Source organism: Streptomyces virginiae (genome assembly GCF_000720455.1).
Classification (GTDB): Bacteria; Actinomycetota; Actinomycetes; order Streptomycetales; family Streptomycetaceae; genus Streptomyces; species Streptomyces virginiae.
This window is the reverse complement of sequence record NZ_JOAK01000004.1, coordinates 87,563-102,316: the sequence shown is the minus strand read 5'-3', so window position 1 is coordinate 102,316 and position 14,754 is coordinate 87,563. Positions and strand designations below refer to the sequence as shown.

11 protein-coding genes are annotated in these 14,754 nt (G+C 71.3%); 6 read left to right on the top strand and 5 right to left on the bottom strand.

The annotated features are described in order from the left end of the window. Window positions 1-73: 73 nt before the first annotated feature. Genes IG86_RS0108775 through IG86_RS0108760 form a run of 4 tightly spaced genes read left to right on the top strand, consistent with a single transcriptional unit; the run spans window position 74 to window position 6,713 of the window. Window positions 74-1,378: a glycosyltransferase gene (locus tag IG86_RS0108775; protein WP_030896101.1), complete on the top strand. Its 1,305-nt coding sequence runs from the start codon at window positions 74-76 to the stop codon at window positions 1,376-1,378. Beyond that, window positions 1,375-3,075 (top strand): ArnT family glycosyltransferase, encoded by a 1,701-nt coding sequence (locus IG86_RS0108770; RefSeq protein ID WP_030823043.1) that lies wholly within the window; start codon window positions 1,375-1,377, stop codon window positions 3,073-3,075. The genes IG86_RS0108775 and IG86_RS0108770 overlap by 4 nt, the downstream gene beginning before the upstream one ends. A gap of 6 nt (window positions 3,076-3,081) precedes the next feature. After that, complete coding sequence (locus IG86_RS0108765; protein WP_078848123.1) at window positions 3,082-4,275, top strand: glycosyltransferase; 1,194 nt, start codon at window positions 3,082-3,084, stop codon at window positions 4,273-4,275. A gap of 23 nt (window positions 4,276-4,298) precedes the next feature. After that, entirely contained in the window at window positions 4,299-6,713 is a 2,415-nt protein-coding gene (locus IG86_RS0108760) for a galactose oxidase family protein (protein WP_030896091.1), read from the top strand. Window positions 6,714-6,765: 52 nt separating this feature from the next. Here the strand turns inward: IG86_RS0108760 and trhA are convergent, their stop codons facing one another. After that, a complete protein-coding gene (gene trhA, locus IG86_RS0108755; protein WP_030823049.1) occupies window positions 6,766-7,497 on the bottom strand; it encodes a PAQR family membrane homeostasis protein TrhA in 732 nt (243 codons plus the stop codon). 220 nt (window positions 7,498-7,717) lie between these two features. Between trhA and IG86_RS0108750 the strand changes: the two genes are divergently transcribed. Continuing rightward, a complete protein-coding gene (locus IG86_RS0108750) occupies window positions 7,718-9,544 on the top strand; it encodes a phosphoenolpyruvate carboxykinase (GTP) (protein ID WP_030823052.1) in 1,827 nt (608 codons plus the stop codon). Window positions 9,545-9,660: 116 nt separating this feature from the next. Here IG86_RS0108750 and IG86_RS0108745 read toward each other — a convergent pair whose 3' ends face one another. From IG86_RS0108745 to IG86_RS0108730, 4 genes are read right to left on the bottom strand one after another with little or no spacing between them, the layout of a single operon-like run. Beyond that, the gene (locus IG86_RS0108745) at window positions 9,661-10,272 is read right to left on the bottom strand and encodes a hypothetical protein (RefSeq protein WP_030823055.1); all 612 of its coding nucleotides are present in this window, start codon (window positions 10,270-10,272) and stop codon (window positions 9,661-9,663) included. After that, window positions 10,259-11,872 carry a substrate-binding and vWA domain-containing protein gene (locus tag IG86_RS0108740; RefSeq protein WP_030896089.1) on the bottom strand — a complete coding sequence of 538 codons (1,614 nt, stop codon included), beginning with the start codon at window positions 11,870-11,872 and terminating at the stop codon, window positions 10,259-10,261. Before IG86_RS0108740 ends, IG86_RS0108745 begins: the two co-directional genes overlap by 14 nt. Next, window positions 11,869-13,056 carry a toxic anion resistance protein gene (locus IG86_RS0108735; RefSeq protein ID WP_030896086.1) on the bottom strand — a complete coding sequence of 396 codons (1,188 nt, stop codon included), beginning with the start codon at window positions 13,054-13,056 and terminating at the stop codon, window positions 11,869-11,871. Before IG86_RS0108735 ends, IG86_RS0108740 begins: the two co-directional genes overlap by 4 nt. 16 nt (window positions 13,057-13,072) lie before the next feature. Continuing rightward, window positions 13,073-14,149 carry a substrate-binding domain-containing protein gene (locus IG86_RS0108730; RefSeq protein WP_030823066.1) on the bottom strand — a complete coding sequence of 359 codons (1,077 nt, stop codon included), beginning with the start codon at window positions 14,147-14,149 and terminating at the stop codon, window positions 13,073-13,075. A gap of 144 nt (window positions 14,150-14,293) precedes the next feature. Between IG86_RS0108730 and IG86_RS0108725 the strand changes: the two genes are divergently transcribed. After that, window positions 14,294-14,734, top strand: a complete 441-nt coding sequence (locus IG86_RS0108725) for a hypothetical protein (RefSeq protein WP_157854795.1) — start codon at window positions 14,294-14,296, stop codon at window positions 14,732-14,734. The last annotated feature ends 20 nt before the right edge of the window (window positions 14,735-14,754 follow it).

Genomic DNA, 14,754 nt, shown 5'->3' with positions numbered 1-14,754 from the left:
GGGGGGCCTGCCGCGAGTTCCCGGGGGGTTTTCTGATCGCCGCCGGGGGGCGGCGGGTCTGTGGGGGGCCTTTTTGTACACGTCTGTGTTCATTGCTGTGATTTCACTGGCGCTCTTCTGGATGGCCGCGTTCACGCTGTGGTGGCAGATGCACGCGTGGCGGACCCCGGAGACGCTCGCCGCCACGCGCTTCGACCGCCCCGACGGGGAGGGGCGCCTGGCCTTCTCGCTGCTGCTGCCGGCCCGCCACGAGCAGGCGGTGCTGGAGCACACCATCGACCGGCTGCTCGAATCGAGCCACACCGACTACGAGATCATCGTGATCGTCGGGCACGACGACCCCGAGACCGCCGCCGTCGCCGAACGGGCCGCGGCCCGCGCGCCGGCCCGGGTGCGGGTGGTCGTCGACCACCACGAGACGAAGAACAAGCCGAAGGCCCTCAACACCGCCCTGCCGTCCTGCCGTGGCGACATCGTCGGGGTCTTCGACGCCGAGGACCAGGTCCACCCCGAGCTGCTGGCCCACGTCGACCACGCCTTCCGCGCCACGGGCGCCGACGTGGTCCAGGGCGGGGTCCAGCTCATCAACTTCCACTCCAGCTGGTACAGCCTGCGCAACTGCCTGGAGTACTTCTTCTGGTTCCGCTCACGGCTCCACCTGCACGCCGAGAAGGGCTTCATCCCGCTGGGCGGCAACACCGTCTTCGTCCGTACCGAGGTGCTGCGCGAGGCCGGCGGCTGGGACCAGAACTGCCTCGCCGAGGACTGCGACCTGGGGGTGCGGCTGTCGTCGGTCGGCAAGAAGGTCGTCGTCGCCTACGACTCCGACATGGTGACCCGGGAGGAGACGCCCGGCTCGCTGGTGAGCCTGCTCAAGCAGCGCACCCGCTGGAACCAGGGGTTCCTCCAGGTGTACCGGAAGAAGGACTGGCAGCAGCTGCCGGGCCGGGGTCAGCGCTGGCTCGCCCGCTACACGCTGATGACCCCGTTCATGCAGGCCGCGTCGGGGGTGATCATCCCGGTGAACTTCGCCGTCGCGGTGTTCCTCGACGTACCGGTGGGGATCGCGATCATCACCTTCCTGCCCATGATCACGGCGATGGTGACCTTCGTCTTCGAGATCGTCGGCCTGCACGACTTCGGCCGGCAGTACGGTCTGCGCGTCCGCTTCGCGCACTACGTCAAGCTCGTCGTCGGCGGCCCGTTCTACCAGGTGATGCTGGCGGGCGCGGCGATCCGCGCGGTCTGGCGCGAGCAGCGCGGCCGCAACGAGTGGGAACTGACCAGCCACACCGGCGCCCACCTGCCGACCGGCGCAGCCGGCACCGCAGCCGGCACCGCATCCGCCACCGCGATCCGAGAGGACGGCCGCCGGTGACCGCCACCCTGCCCACGGCCACGCCCACGCCCACGCCCACGGCCACGCCCACGGCCACGCCCACGCCCACGGCCACCGCCCCCGGGGCCCGGCGCACCACGGCCGGCGACGGGCTCGGCGGCCGGCCGGCTCCGCCCGGCCGCCCGCTCGTGCGCTTCCGCTCCTCCCGCCCCGACCTGCTGCTGTGCGGGGCCCTGCTGCTGGTGATCGTCGCCGTGCAGGGCTGGAACATCACGCACTTCCCGACGCTGAGCGACGACGAGGGCACCTACCTGGCCCAGGCGTGGGCGGTCCAGCAGGGCGAGGGCCTGGCCCACTACACGTACTGGTACGACCATCCGCCGCTCGGCTGGATCCAGCTGGCGGGTCTGACGTACCTGCCGTCGCTCTTGGTGCCGGAGTGGATGACCGTCGCGCCGATGCGGTTCTCGATGCTCGCGGTGTCCGCCGCCTCCTCGGTGCTGCTGTACGTGCTCGCGCGCCGGCTGTGGCTGCCGCGGTGGGCGGCCGGGCTCGCGACGGCCCTCTTCGGGCTGTCGCCGCTGTCCGTGGTCCTGCAGCGGGAGATCTTCCTCGACAACATCGCCGTGATGTGGATGCTGCTGGCGTTCTGCCTCGCCGCGTCGCCGAACCGTCACCTGTGGCACCACTTCGCCTCCGGGCTGGCGGCCGCCACCGCGGTCCTCACCAAGGAGACGATGCTGGTGGTGCTCCCGGCGCTGCTGGTGACGATGTGGCGGCACAGCCACCGCGACACCCGGAAGTTCGCCGTCACCGGGGCCGTCACCGCCTGTGCATTGATCGGACTGTCGTACCCGCTCTACGCCCTGCTCAACGGGGAGCTGCTGCCCGGCTCCGGCCACGTCTCGCTGATCGACGCCATCACGTACCAGATGGGACGTGAGGGCTCCGGCTTCATCCTCACGCCCGGCTCCGGTTCGCACGGCGTGTTGCGGTCCTGGCTCTACTACGACACCGTCCTCCCGCTCGGCGGTCTGGCCGGCGCTGTGCTGCTGATCGTCACCGTGCGCCGGTCGGTCACCGCCCGCGCGCTGGCCGGCCCGGCGCTCGCCGCCGTCATCCTCGCCGTCGTCGCGATGCGGCCCTCCGGCTACCTGCCCGCGATGTACGTGATCCAGGCGCTGCCGTTCCTCGCCCTGGTCCTGGCGGGCGGCGCGGCCAGCGTCACGCACGCCGTGCTGCGCCGCCGTCGCGCGGGCGGGGAGCGCAGGTCCCGGGTGTGGGCGCGCCGGGCGCTGCTCGGCGTACTGGCGGTGTCGGCGGCGGTGTACGTGCTGCCGCGCTGGTACGAGGGCGACCGCACCGCGCTCACGGCCGACGCGAACGCCCCGTACCGGCAGGCCGCGGCGTGGCTGGGCAGCGAGGTCGCCGACCCGGCGGGCACCCGGGTGCTGCTCGACGACGCGCTCTGGCTGGACGCCGTGCACCACGGCTTCGAGCCGGGGCCGGGTGCCATCTGGTTCTACAAGGCCGATCTGGACCCGGCGGTCTCCAGGACCCTGCCGGGCGGCTGGCGGGACATCGACTACGTGGTCTCCTCGCCGACGGTGCGCCGTGACGCGGTGGACCTGCCCACGGTGAGGGCGGCGCTGGAGCATTCGCGCGTGGTGGCCGTCTTCGGTTCGGGTGAGGACCGCATCGAGATCCGTCGCACCGACCGTGAGAGTGGGAGCTGAGCCGCGATGAGCGAGGACCTGTGGTCCCTGCGTGCCCCGGTCGATGCGGAGCGACATGTTCCGCGGGTTGTGGCCGGGAGCGTCACCCTGATCATCCCGACTTTCAACGAGGCGGGGAACATCGCCGAGTTGCTGCGCCGGCTCGGCCGGGCCCTCCCCGGTGACCTGCCCTGCGAGGTGCTGTTCGTGGACGACTCCACGGACGACACGCCCGCCGTCATCGAGAAGGCCGCCGCCGACCACGCCTTCCCGGTGTCGGTCCTGCACCGCGAGACGCCCGAGGGCGGTCTCGGCGGGGCGGTCGTCGCGGGGATCGCGCGGGCGGACACCGACTGGATCGTCGTCATGGACGCCGACCTCCAGCACCCGCCCCACCTGGTCCCGGAGCTCGTCGGCGAGGGCGAGCGCACCGGCGCCGACCTCGTGGTCGCCTCCCGTTACACCAGCGGCGGCAGCCGGGCCGGGCTCGCCGGGAGCTACCGCGTCGCGGTGTCCCGCGGCGCGACGTGGCTGACCAAGGGGCTCTTCCCGCGTGCGCTGCGCGGGATCAGCGATCCGATGAGCGGCTTCTTCGCGATGCGCCGCTCCACGGTGACCGCGCAGGCCCTGCAGCCGCTCGGCTACAAGATCCTGCTGGAGCTGGCGGTGCGCTGCCGTCCGGCTCGGGTCGCGGAGGTGCCGTTCGTCTTCCAGGTGCGTTTCGCGGGGGAGTCGAAGTCCACGGCCCGTGAGGGCATGCGCTTCCTGGCCCACCTCGCCTCGCTGCGTTCCGCGGCCCCACTGGCTCGCATGATCGGCTTCGGGCTGATCGGGCTCACCGGTTTCGTGCCGAACCTGGCGGCGCTGTGGCTGCTCACGGGCGCAGGGATGCACTACCTGCCGGCCGAGATCGTCGCGAACCAGGCCGGGGTGTCGTGGAACTTCGTCCTCATCGAGGTCCTGCTCTTCCGTGAGCGGCGCCGGCACCGCCACTGGGCGGACCGCGTCGGCCGTTTCGCCCTGCTCGCCAACGCCGATCTGCTGCTGCGCATCCCGCTGATCGCGGTGTTCGTCGGCCGGCTCGGGCTCGGGGTGCTGCCCGCCACCGCGCTCGCGCTGGTGACCACCTTCGTCCTGCGGTTCGCGGCCACCGAGGCCCTGGTCTACCTGCCGCGCCGCCGCACCTCCCCGCTCACGTCGGGGCGCCACACCAGGAGTTGAGCCGCACAGAAAGGAACCTTTCCATGCGTCCGACCATCCGGCGGAGGGCGGGGCGGCGTGCCGCGCTGCTCGCCGTCGGGGCGATGACCGCGGGTCTGCTGCTCACCGCACCGCAGCAGGCCACGGCCGGTCCGCCCAATCTGCTCTCCAATCCCGGTTTCGAGACCGCCGGCGCCGCCGGCTCCGACATGCCGTCCTGCTGGTCCAAGTCCGGTTGGGGCGACAACGACTTCACCTTCGCGACCGTCGCCGACGCGCACGGCGGCACCAAGGCGATGAGGGTGTCCCTGACCCGCCGGGTGGACGGCGACCGCAAGGCGCTGGTCACCGAGAACACCGCGTGCGCGCCGGCGGTCACGCCGGGCAGACAGTACGACCTGTCGGCCTGGTACAAGTCGAACACCCCTGACGTGTCGGTGACGGTGTTCCGCCGTGACACGACGGCGGGCTGGCAGTACTGGACCGACCTGCAGAATCCGCCCGTCAGCGCCGGGTGGGCGCGTACGGAGGTCCGTACGCCGGTCGTCCCGCCGAACACGGACAAGATCGCCTGGGGGCTGTCGGTGTACGGGGTGGGCACGCTCACCACGGACGACTACGCGCTGGAGGAGGTGGGCGCGGCCCCTCCGCAGCCGGCGTGTTCGGGTACGGCGCAGGAGTGCGCCAAGGGCAGGTGGCAGGTGATCCCGGCGCAGAACCCGGTGCGTTCGATGCACGCGGTCGTGCTCAAGAACGGCAAGGTGCTGCTGATCGCGGGCTCGGGCAACGACATCGCCCAGTTCAACGCGGGCACCTTCACCTCCGCCGTCTACGACCCGGCGAACGGGTCGTTCAGGACGATCCCGACGCCGGTCGACATGTTCTGCGCGGGCCACGTGCAGCTGTCGGACGGCCGGGTACTGGTGATGAGCGGCAACAAGGGCTATCCGTCGGCCGACGGCTCGATCGGCTACCAGGGGCTGAAGGACTCGTACACCTTCGACCCGGCCACCGAGAAGTACACGAGGACGAACGACATGAACGGCGGGCACTGGTACCCGTCGGCGACGGTCCTCGGCAACGGTGACGTGATCTCCTTCGGCGGGCTGAAGGAGGACTCGACGGGCAACGTGACCGCGGAGAAGTTCTCGGCGGCGCAGAACAAGTGGCTGCCGATGAACGAGGTCAACCAGACCTGGTCGTACTGGGGCCTGTACCCGTCGATGATCCTGATGCAGGACGGGCGGCTCTTCTACTCGGGCAGCCACACCTTCGGCAACGGCACCCCGGGGACGGGCGCCTCGATCTACGACTACGACGCCAACACGGTCACCGACGTGCCGGGCCTGCGCAACAAGGACGAGCGGGACGAGTCGGCGAGCGTGCTGCTGCCCCCGGCCCAGGACCAGCGGGTCCTGACCATCGGCGGCGGCAACAACGAGCGCAATCCGGCGGCGAACCGGATCACCGACATCATCGACCTGAAGAAGCCGAGCCCCGCCTACACGGCCGGCCCGGACCTGCCCCAGGGCCTGGTCGACACCGGTGCCGGGAAGCGCCCGCAGACGGGCGCCGAGGGCAAGATGTACGTCTCGGCCGTGCTGCTGCCCGACGGCAAGGTGCTGGAGACCGGCGGCGGGCTGCACGACCGGGCCGACCCGGTCTTCGAGGCCTCGTTCTTCGACCCGGCGACCAACAGCTACCAGGCGGGTCTGGCGACGGACCCGATCCCGCGGACCTACCACTCGGCGTCGTTCCTGATGCCGGACGGGCGGGTCATGTCGGTGGGCGACAACCCGGGCAACGGCACCTACAACCACAACGTGTCGATCTACACGCCGCCGTACCTGTTCAAGGGCGCCCGCCCGCAGATCACCTCGGTGATCGACACGCAGTGGGTGTACGGGGACACGCAGCGGATCACCGTCGACCGGCCGATCGCCAAGGCGGAGCTGATCCGCCCGGCGGCGGTGACGCACTCCTCGGACCCGAACCAGCGGTTCGTGGACCTGCCGATGACGGTGGACGGCAACAACATCGACCTGAACGTCACGAGCAACCCCAACCTGGCGCCGCCCGGCTGGTACATGCTCTTCGCGGTCGACGCGAACGGCGTCCCGTCGATCGCCACGTGGGTGCACCTGGGCGGTCCGTCCGCGCTGGCGGCCGCCCAGGAGCAGCCGTCCGCGCACGAGCACACCTTCGCCGACACGCTCGGCCCGGCCAAGGAGAACCCGGCGAAGCGGGAGTCGGTCCCGGTCGCGCCGAGCGTGGCGGGCTGCGACCGGCACTACGGCACGGTCAACGTGTGCGTGCCGACCCGTTTCCCGGACGGGGTGAAGGCGACGGCGAAGGCCCGCTGCGAGTGGCTGGCCTCCCACCAGTACCCCAGGCGCCTGAAGGTCAACGGCAGCGATCCGCTGCGCCTCGACCCCGACGGTGACGGGTTCGCCTGCTGAACGCACGAAAAAGGGGCCCGGCCGCACGCGCGGCCGGGCCCCTTCTCCTGGCTCAGTGCTGGTACGCGGCGAGCGAGATGCCGACGTAGTGGGCGATGAACGCCGCCAGGGTCAGGGAGTGGAAGACCTCGTGGAAGCCGAAGAAGCGCGGGGAGGGGTTGGGCCGCTTCATGCCGTAGATGACCCCGCCGGCGCTGTAGAGGAGACCGCCGACGATCACCAGGACCAGGACGGCGATGCCGCCGGTGCGCATGAAGTCGGGCAGGAAGAAGACGGCCGCCCAGCCCATGGCGATGTAGCAGGGCGTGTAGAGCCAGCGCGGGGCGCCGACCCAGAAGACGCGGAAGGCGATGCCCGCGGCCGCCGCGATCCACACCGCCCACAGCAGGGTCCGGCCGGTGGAGGGCGGGAGCAGCAGAACGGTCAGCGGGGTGTAGGTGCCCGCGATGATCAGGAAGATGTTGGCGTGGTCGAGCCGTCGCAGGATGGCTTCGCCGCGCGGGCCCCAGGTGCCGCGGTGGTAGACCGCGCTGACGCCGAAGAGGAGGCAGGCGGTGAGGATGTAGATCCCGCAGGCGACGCGTGCCCGGGTCGAGTCGGTGAAGGCCATCAGCGCCAGGCCCGCGACGATCACGGCGGGGAACATGCCGAGGTGGAGCCAGCCGCGCAGCAGCGGCTTGGCCTCGATGGCGGACTCGACGGCCTCCGCGGCCTCGACGACCGGGGAGGCCTCGGAGGTCGCTGCGGCCTCGGAGGCGGGGACGGCGGCGGCGTCAGAAGTCATGCGCGCCATGCTACCTACGGGTCCGTAGGTTTCCGCTCATCCTCTTTACGGAAGATTGACGGACGTGGCAATGCTCACGTGAGAGGCCCTCTGGACATATGCGCACATCCACCGGATGATCAGATGAGTGCGGTCGACACCGGATGAGCGGAGCGCGAAGCGTCCGGGTCGCAGCCCCCACGGGGCCTACACCAAACAAACCCCTCAACAAGGAGCAATCGTGGCGCGCGACAACGCGGCTCCCACCATCCCGACGACTCACCAGGAGCTGATCTCCTGGGTGGACGAGATCGCAGCCCTCACCCAGCCGGACCGCGTCGTCTGGTGCGACGGCTCCGAGGGCGAGTACGAGCGCCTGTGCGAGGAGCTCGTCGCCAAGGGAACGTTCAAGAAGCTCGACGAGACGAAGCGCCCGAACTCCTACTACGCCGCCTCCGACCCCTCCGACGTCGCGCGCGTCGAGGACCGCACCTTCATCTGCTCCGAGAAGGAGGCGGACGCGGGCCCCACGAACCACTGGAAGGCCCCGGCCGAGATGAAGGACATCTTCGCCGGCGAGAAGGGGATCTTCCGCGGCTCCATGAAGGGCCGGACGATGTACGTCGTCCCGTTCTGCATGGGCCCCCTCGGCTCCGAGCTCTCCGCGATCGGCGTCGAGATCACCGACTCCGCCTACGTCGCCGTCGCCATGCGCACCATGACCCGCATGGGCAAGCCCGTCCTCGACGAACTCGGCACCGACGGGTTCTTCGTCAAGGCCGTCCACACCCTCGGCGCTCCGCTCGCCGAGGGCGAGGCCGACGTGCCGTGGCCCTGCAACACCACCAAGTACATCTCGCACTTCCCCGAGACCCGCGAGATCTGGTCCTTCGGCTCCGGCTACGGCGGCAACGCCCTCCTCGGCAAGAAGTGCTACGCCCTGCGCATCGCGTCCGTCATGGCCCGCGACGAGGGCTGGCTCGCCGAGCACATGCTGATCCTCAAGCTCACCCCGCCGGCCGGCGAGGGCGAGACGAAGTACGTCGCCGCCGCGTTCCCGTCCGCCTGCGGCAAGACCAACCTCGCCATGCTGGAGCCCACGATCCCCGGCTGGACGGTCGAGACCATCGGCGACGACATCGCCTGGATGCGCTTCGGCGAGGACGGCCGCCTCTACGCGATCAACCCCGAGGCCGGCTTCTTCGGCGTCGCCCCCGGCACCGGCGAGCACACCAACGCCAACGCCATGAAGACCATGTACGCCAACACCGTCTTCACCAACGTCGCGCTCACCGACGACGGCGACGTGTGGTGGGAGGGCATGACCGAAGAGGCGCCCGCGCACCTCATCGACTGGAAGGGCAACGACTGGACTCCGGCCTCGGAGACCCCCGCCGCCCACCCCAACGCCCGCTTCGCCGTCCCGGCCTCCCAGTGCCCGACGATCGCCCCCGAGTGGGAGGACCCCAAGGGCGTCCCGATCTCCGCGATCCTCTTCGGCGGCCGCCGCGCCTCCGCCGTCCCGCTGGTCACCGAGTCCTTCGACTGGAACCACGGCGTCTTCATCGGCTCGAACATCGCCTCCGAGAAGACCGCCGCCGCCGAGGGCAAGGTCGGCGAGCTGCGCCGCGACCCCTTCGCCATGCTGCCGTTCTGCGGCTACAACATGGGCGACTACATGGCCCACTGGGTCAAGGTCGGCGCCTCCGCCGACGCCGCCAAGCTCCCGAAGATCTACTACGTCAACTGGTTCCGCAAGAACGACGCGGGCAAGTTCGTGTGGCCCGGCTTCGGCGAGAACAGCCGCGTCCTGAAGTGGATCGTCGGCCGCCTCGACGGCACCGCCGAAGGCGTCGAGACCCCCATCGGCATCCTGCCGACCAAGGACTCCCTCGACCTCGACGGCCTCGACCTCCCGGCCGAGGACCTCGACTTCCTCCTCACCGTCGACAAGGAGGTCTGGCGCGAGGAGGCCGCCCTGGTCCCCGAGCACCTCAACACCTACGGCGACCACACTCCCAAGGAGCTGTGGGAGCAGTACCACGCACTCGTGGAGCGCCTGGGCTGAGCCAGGACGCGCCCTGAAGAAGGGCTGATGAACGTGGGAGCCCCCGACCAAGCGGCGTCCCACCGCTGTGGGAGCCCCCGACCAAGCGGCGCCCACCGCAGCACCGACCCACCCTGTCAGGAGCGTCCGCGCTCCTCCAGGTAGGTCGTGTGCGTCTGCTGACGGCGGGCCTCCACCTCGTGGAGGCCCGCCGTTACGCGTCGCGCCTCCTCGCGCAGCAGCCCCAGCTGCCGCTCCAGGTGCCGTTCCGGCGACTCGCCGCCCGGCGCCATCCGACTCCACCAGCGGGTCCGGTTGTACGCGTCCACGCTCTCCGGCACGTCCTGCCGCACCGCCCGGGACACCGCGTGCACCGCCTCCGGATCGGTGACCAGCACATCGGCCACCCACCCCGGCTCCAGCAGCGCCCCGTACAGATCCAGCAGTTCCGCGAGCGCGTCCCCGGCCCCCGACGGCACCTCCACCTGCGCCACGTACCCCCGCAGCCGTCCGAAGTCCTCGCGCAGCACGCCCAGTTCCTCACGCGGATCGAAGGGCGGCGGCGCCGTCCGCTCCGGCGGGGCGATCAGCGCACCCGCCCCGTACAGCCCGGCGACCACCACCGGCCAGTACGCACCGGCCACCCCCGCGAGGGTGAGGGCCAGGCCGGCCACGCCGCACGCGGAGCCGGCCAGGTTCTTTCCCGACTCCAGGTACCTCAAGGCCCCGGACGCCCTACTGGTAGCCACGGATCTCCTCGAAGGCTCCGGCCAGCGAACCGTTCCCGCCGGTGGCATCGAACAGCCGCCCGCCGGTCAGTTCGGTGATGTGGGTGAGTTCCTTGCGGTCCGAATCGCCGAACAGCACCGCGAAGACCGGCGTCCGCTTCTGCGCCTCGGGCAGCGCCGCGTAGAAGGAATCGAAGTGCTTGGCCCCGACACCCTCGGTGTTCTCGCCGTCCGTCATCAGCACGATCGAGGTGAAGGCGTCCACGGCGCCCTTACCCAGCTGCTGGTACGCCGCCTCCAGGCTGCCGTAGACCGCCGTACCGCCCTCCGGCTCCAGCGACTTCACGTCCCGGCGGATCGCATCCAGCGCCGGCCCCGGATTACCCGGCTCCACCACGTGCGTGTTCACCTCCTTCACCTTCGACCCGAAAGGCAGCAGGGTCACCTCCTCACGGTCCCGGAAGCGCCTCCCGGTCCCCGAACTGCCACTGCCCGTCAGATCGGTCAGCGCCGACCTCAGCCGCCCGATGCGGTCCCCGTCGCCCATCGACCCCGAGGTGTCCAGCACGTACACCGTCCGCGAAGGCCTGCGCAGCTCGTTCTCGTAACTGGCCAGCAGCCCGTCGGCGACGACACGCGACCCCGGGAACGGCAGCTCGCGCCGCTTCTCCCGGTCCAGCCCGGCCGCCGGAGCCACCCCGGCCGCGACCGGACGGCGGAAAGTCTGCCCGGTGATCGCCTGCTGCGCCTCGGCGCCGCGCAGGTAGTCCGTCAGCGCCCGCCCCGCATCGCGGGCCCCGGCCGGGGCCGACGTCAGCAGGGTCAGCGGGTAATGGGCGGTCACCACACCGTCGCGCGGCCGGACCACCGTCAGCGGCGCCCCGCCGCCCCTCGCGTCACGGTTCATGGACAGCAGCACCGACTCGTAGTTCACCAGCGCGTCCACGTCCCCGCGCTTGCCGTACGCGGCCACCAGCCAGCCCGAGGAGCCAGACGTCAGCTTCTGCCCGGCGAAGAACTCCTTCAGCCGGGGCGTGGCCGCCTTCACGTCCGCGTCGCTCAGCGCCGCCTGCGCACCCGACAGGCCCGACGCCACCGAGACCAGCGCGGAGAAACCGGAGTTGGAGCGCACCGGATCGGTCATCCCGTACGTCAGCCTCCCCGCGGCGACGGCCTCGTGCACCGCCGGCCAGGTGACCTCACCGGGCTTCCAGCCGAGCCGGGCCAGCGCCTCCGGCTTCACACCGAGGGCGACGGGCGAGGACATCACCGGGGTCTCGCTGGAGAGCTTCCCGGCGGCCTCGGGCCGCAGCCGCAGATAGTCGTTGGAGGACAGCCAGATCGCGTCGTACTTGCCGTCCGCCTGCCCGGAGGCGACCTGCTCGGCGGCGTCCAGCGTCCCCGACCAGGTGAGCTTCACCGTGACCCCGGTCGCCCTCCGCGCCTGCTCCAGCACCGGCTCCATGTCCGCGAGCTCACTGGAGGCCAGCACCCGCAGAGTGCCCTCCTTGTACACCGACCCCTCCGGCTCGGCCGCACCGCCGGACGTGCAGCCGCTCGCGCCGACGAGCGAGGCGAGGACCGCACCGGCGACCCAGACGCGGCCGGCGCGCCCCCTCACAGGGCACCGCCCTCGAGCGCGCCGGCGGTCCGCGTCCGCGCCAGGTACGCCGACGCGTTCTGCAGCTCACCGGCGAGGGACTCCACCGTCGCGGCCATGTTCTCCGTGGCCTGCGCCCTGAAGCTGTCGATCGCGTCCAGCGTCTTGTAGATCTGCGCGAAGGCCGTCCGCAGCGTCTGCGCGCCCACCGCCGGATCGGCCGCGATCCGCTGGATCTCGCCGCTCTGCGTCGACAGCATGTCCGCGTTGCCCCGGATCAGGTCCTCGGTGGTCCCCTTCAGGGCGTTGACCTGCTCGATCACCGTGCGCTGGCTGTCCAGGGCCGAAGCCAGCATCACCGCGATGCGCAGCGCCGAGACGGTGGTGGTCGCCGCCCGGTCGACGCCCTTGATCAGCTCGTCGTTGTTGCGCCGGACCACGTCCATCGCCAGGTAGCCCTGGGCACAGACGGCCAGCTGCGTCAGCAGGTCCTGGTGCTTCTGGCGGACCGGGAAGAGCACGTCCGCGCGCAGTGCGTCGGCTTCCTGCGGATCGGTGTGCTCGGCCTCGGCGACCCGCTGCCCGACGGCGGTGTCCAGGGCCTCGGTGAGGACGGCGTACTCCTGGAGCCTGCCCATCGTCTCCCACAGCCGGGAACGTTCGGTGTGCAGGGCCGCGTTGTCGCGCCGCAGCTCGTCCTGGCCGCTGCGCAGCGCCCCCACGATCCGGTTCAAGGTGGCCTGCGAGGAGGCGTACTTCGCCACGTGGTCGCGGAACCTGTTGCCGCCCGGCAGCTTCGCGAGCAGCCTGCGGGCGCCCTTGGCGGGGCTGTCCCGGGGGTCGAGGTCCTCGACGGTGCGCCGCAGCTCGACGAGGGAGCCGGCGACGCGCGCCTGGGCGTCGCCGCCGCCGTCGGAGCCGAGGGAGCGCACGGCCCGCTCCAGCATCCGGTTGGACTGCTGGGCGGCGGTGCGGACGTCGGCCGAGCCGAGCGCGGTGATCTCGCCGATGCGCTGCGCGAACTCGGGGGAGCGGGCGTCGATCCCGGCGAGCGAGCCGACGTACTCCCCGGCCCGGCGGGCCATCTCGTCGCGGACGCCGTCCTGGAGCGGTACCAGACCGGTGGCCTGCTCCTTGCGGACGGGGGCGACGGGCTCGGGAGCGCTGAGGACGAGCGGGGCGTCCTCGGGAGGTGTCAGTGTCATGGTGTGTCCCTTGGCCCTAGCCCTTGGCGCGCTGGGCGAGCGCCATGAGGATCTTGACGGTGGGTGTGCCGACCTGGCGGATCCCGGTCAGCCCCGGGTTGAGGTGGTCGGCGTGCGGGGCGGTCGCGGCCGTGAACTCGGCCACGCCGTCCTGCGGGCGGAACCCGCGGAGCACGGCCAGCTCCCGCAGCTTCGGATCGGTGGCGAGGAGCGTGCCCAGCTCCTTCGCGTCGTCGCTGAGCGGGACGAAGGTGTGCGCCGTGTTCACGGTGGTGTCCGGGTAGAGCACCACCATCTCGCCGGGGTCCTGCTTCTGCATCAACAGCGAGGCGACCTGGGACTCGTACACCAGGATCAGCGGTTCGCCGCTGCCGCTGATGAAGGCCCGGAAGGGGTCGTCGGTGCTCGTCTCCAGGGCGCCCTGGACGGAGATCAGCTTGCGCATCAGGGGCGCGGTGCGCTCGATGCCGGCGTCGTCGGCGACGACGCTGTTGCCGTTCGCGACGTTGGAGGCGGCGGCGAGGAAGAGCGCGCCGGAGTTGGAGGAGGCCGGGTCGGTGGTCTTGACGAACACCGTGCCGGTCAGCTCGGCGTGGGCGGAGGAGCCGGGCAGCTGCTGCCAGGTGCGGTCCTCGGCGGCGGCCTTGAGGAAGGGGCCCATCAGCAGGGTCCCGGAGCTCTTGCCGGTCATGGTGGCGAGGCCGTTCGAGGCCAGCACCCGGGCCGCGTTCGGGCGGGCGATCACGACCAGCGGGGAGTAGAAGGGCTTGGTCTCCTGGGCCCCCTTGAGGCCGGCGGCCGCCGCGACCTCCTTGGCGGGTTCACTGCTGCCGGGGAAGGCGAAGTCGAATTCCTTGAGGGCGAGTTGGTCCATCGCCCAGGAGCCCGAGGTCTCCGTCTTCACGATGTAGCCCCTGGCGGCAAGGGCCTTGACGACGTCGGGGTCGCGGAAGAACTCGGACTTCTCCGAACCGATGACGCCACGCACGGTCTTCGTTGCCGTGGATTCTGGGTGATCCTGCCCCTGCAGTGCGACGTAGAGCACGCCACCGATCAGGAGGAGGCCCAGGACGATTCCTAGGATGCGTCTCACGGGTGCAGCGTGCTCACGGAAACCCACATTCCGCGCCACCTTGAGTGAACGTCAGGTGTCCAGGCGGTCCCACTTCGAAATGCTGTGTGAGTTCGCGGGTGCTGGTGGGAGGGGCGGCCGCCCGGGAGGATCGGGGGCATGGGCGTGAGCGCGTTGAAGTGGCAGGGCTGGCTGGTCGGCCTGGTGACGATCGCCGGGCTGCTGGTGTTCGCCCCGCTGGGCCTGTACGTGTGGGCGAGCGGCGGTGAACCGCAGCAGGCCCCGCCGCGGGCGGCGGTGGAGGACGTACGGGTCACCGGCTGCCGTGTCGATCCGGCCAGCCGACGGGTGGCGGCCGCGGTCGAGGCGGCCGGGCGGGCCGAGGGCGCCGGCGCGTACGTCGTGACGGTGGAGTTCCGCGACCGAGCCGAAGCGGACCCGGGACGGCGCGCGGCGCAGGCGCTGGTGAGGATTCCGGGCGTGGCCCCGGGCGCGACCGAGTACGCGGAGGTGGTCGGCCCGGTGTGGCCGGTGGCGACGGTGCCCTGGTGCGGGGTCGCCGGCGCGGAGTTCACGCCGGCGACCCCGGCACCCGGGGTTCCGTAGCGGGCGGGGCCTACGGGGCC

What these genes read in the sequence shown, in the direction of transcription:
- IG86_RS0108765 (WP_078848123.1), top strand. Translation starts at nt 3,082, where the DNA reads ATGAGCGAGGACCTGTGGTCCCTGCGTGCCCCGGTCGATGCGGAGCGA.
- IG86_RS0108760 (WP_030896091.1), top strand. Translation starts at nt 4,299, where the DNA reads ATGCGTCCGACCATCCGGCGGAGGGCGGGGCGGCGTGCCGCGCTGCTC.
- trhA (WP_030823049.1), bottom strand. Translation starts at nt 7,497, where the DNA reads ATGACTTCTGACGCCGCCGCCGTCCCCGCCTCCGAGGCCGCAGCGACC.
- IG86_RS0108735 (WP_030896086.1), bottom strand. Translation starts at nt 13,056, where the DNA reads ATGACACTGACACCTCCCGAGGACGCCCCGCTCGTCCTCAGCGCTCCC.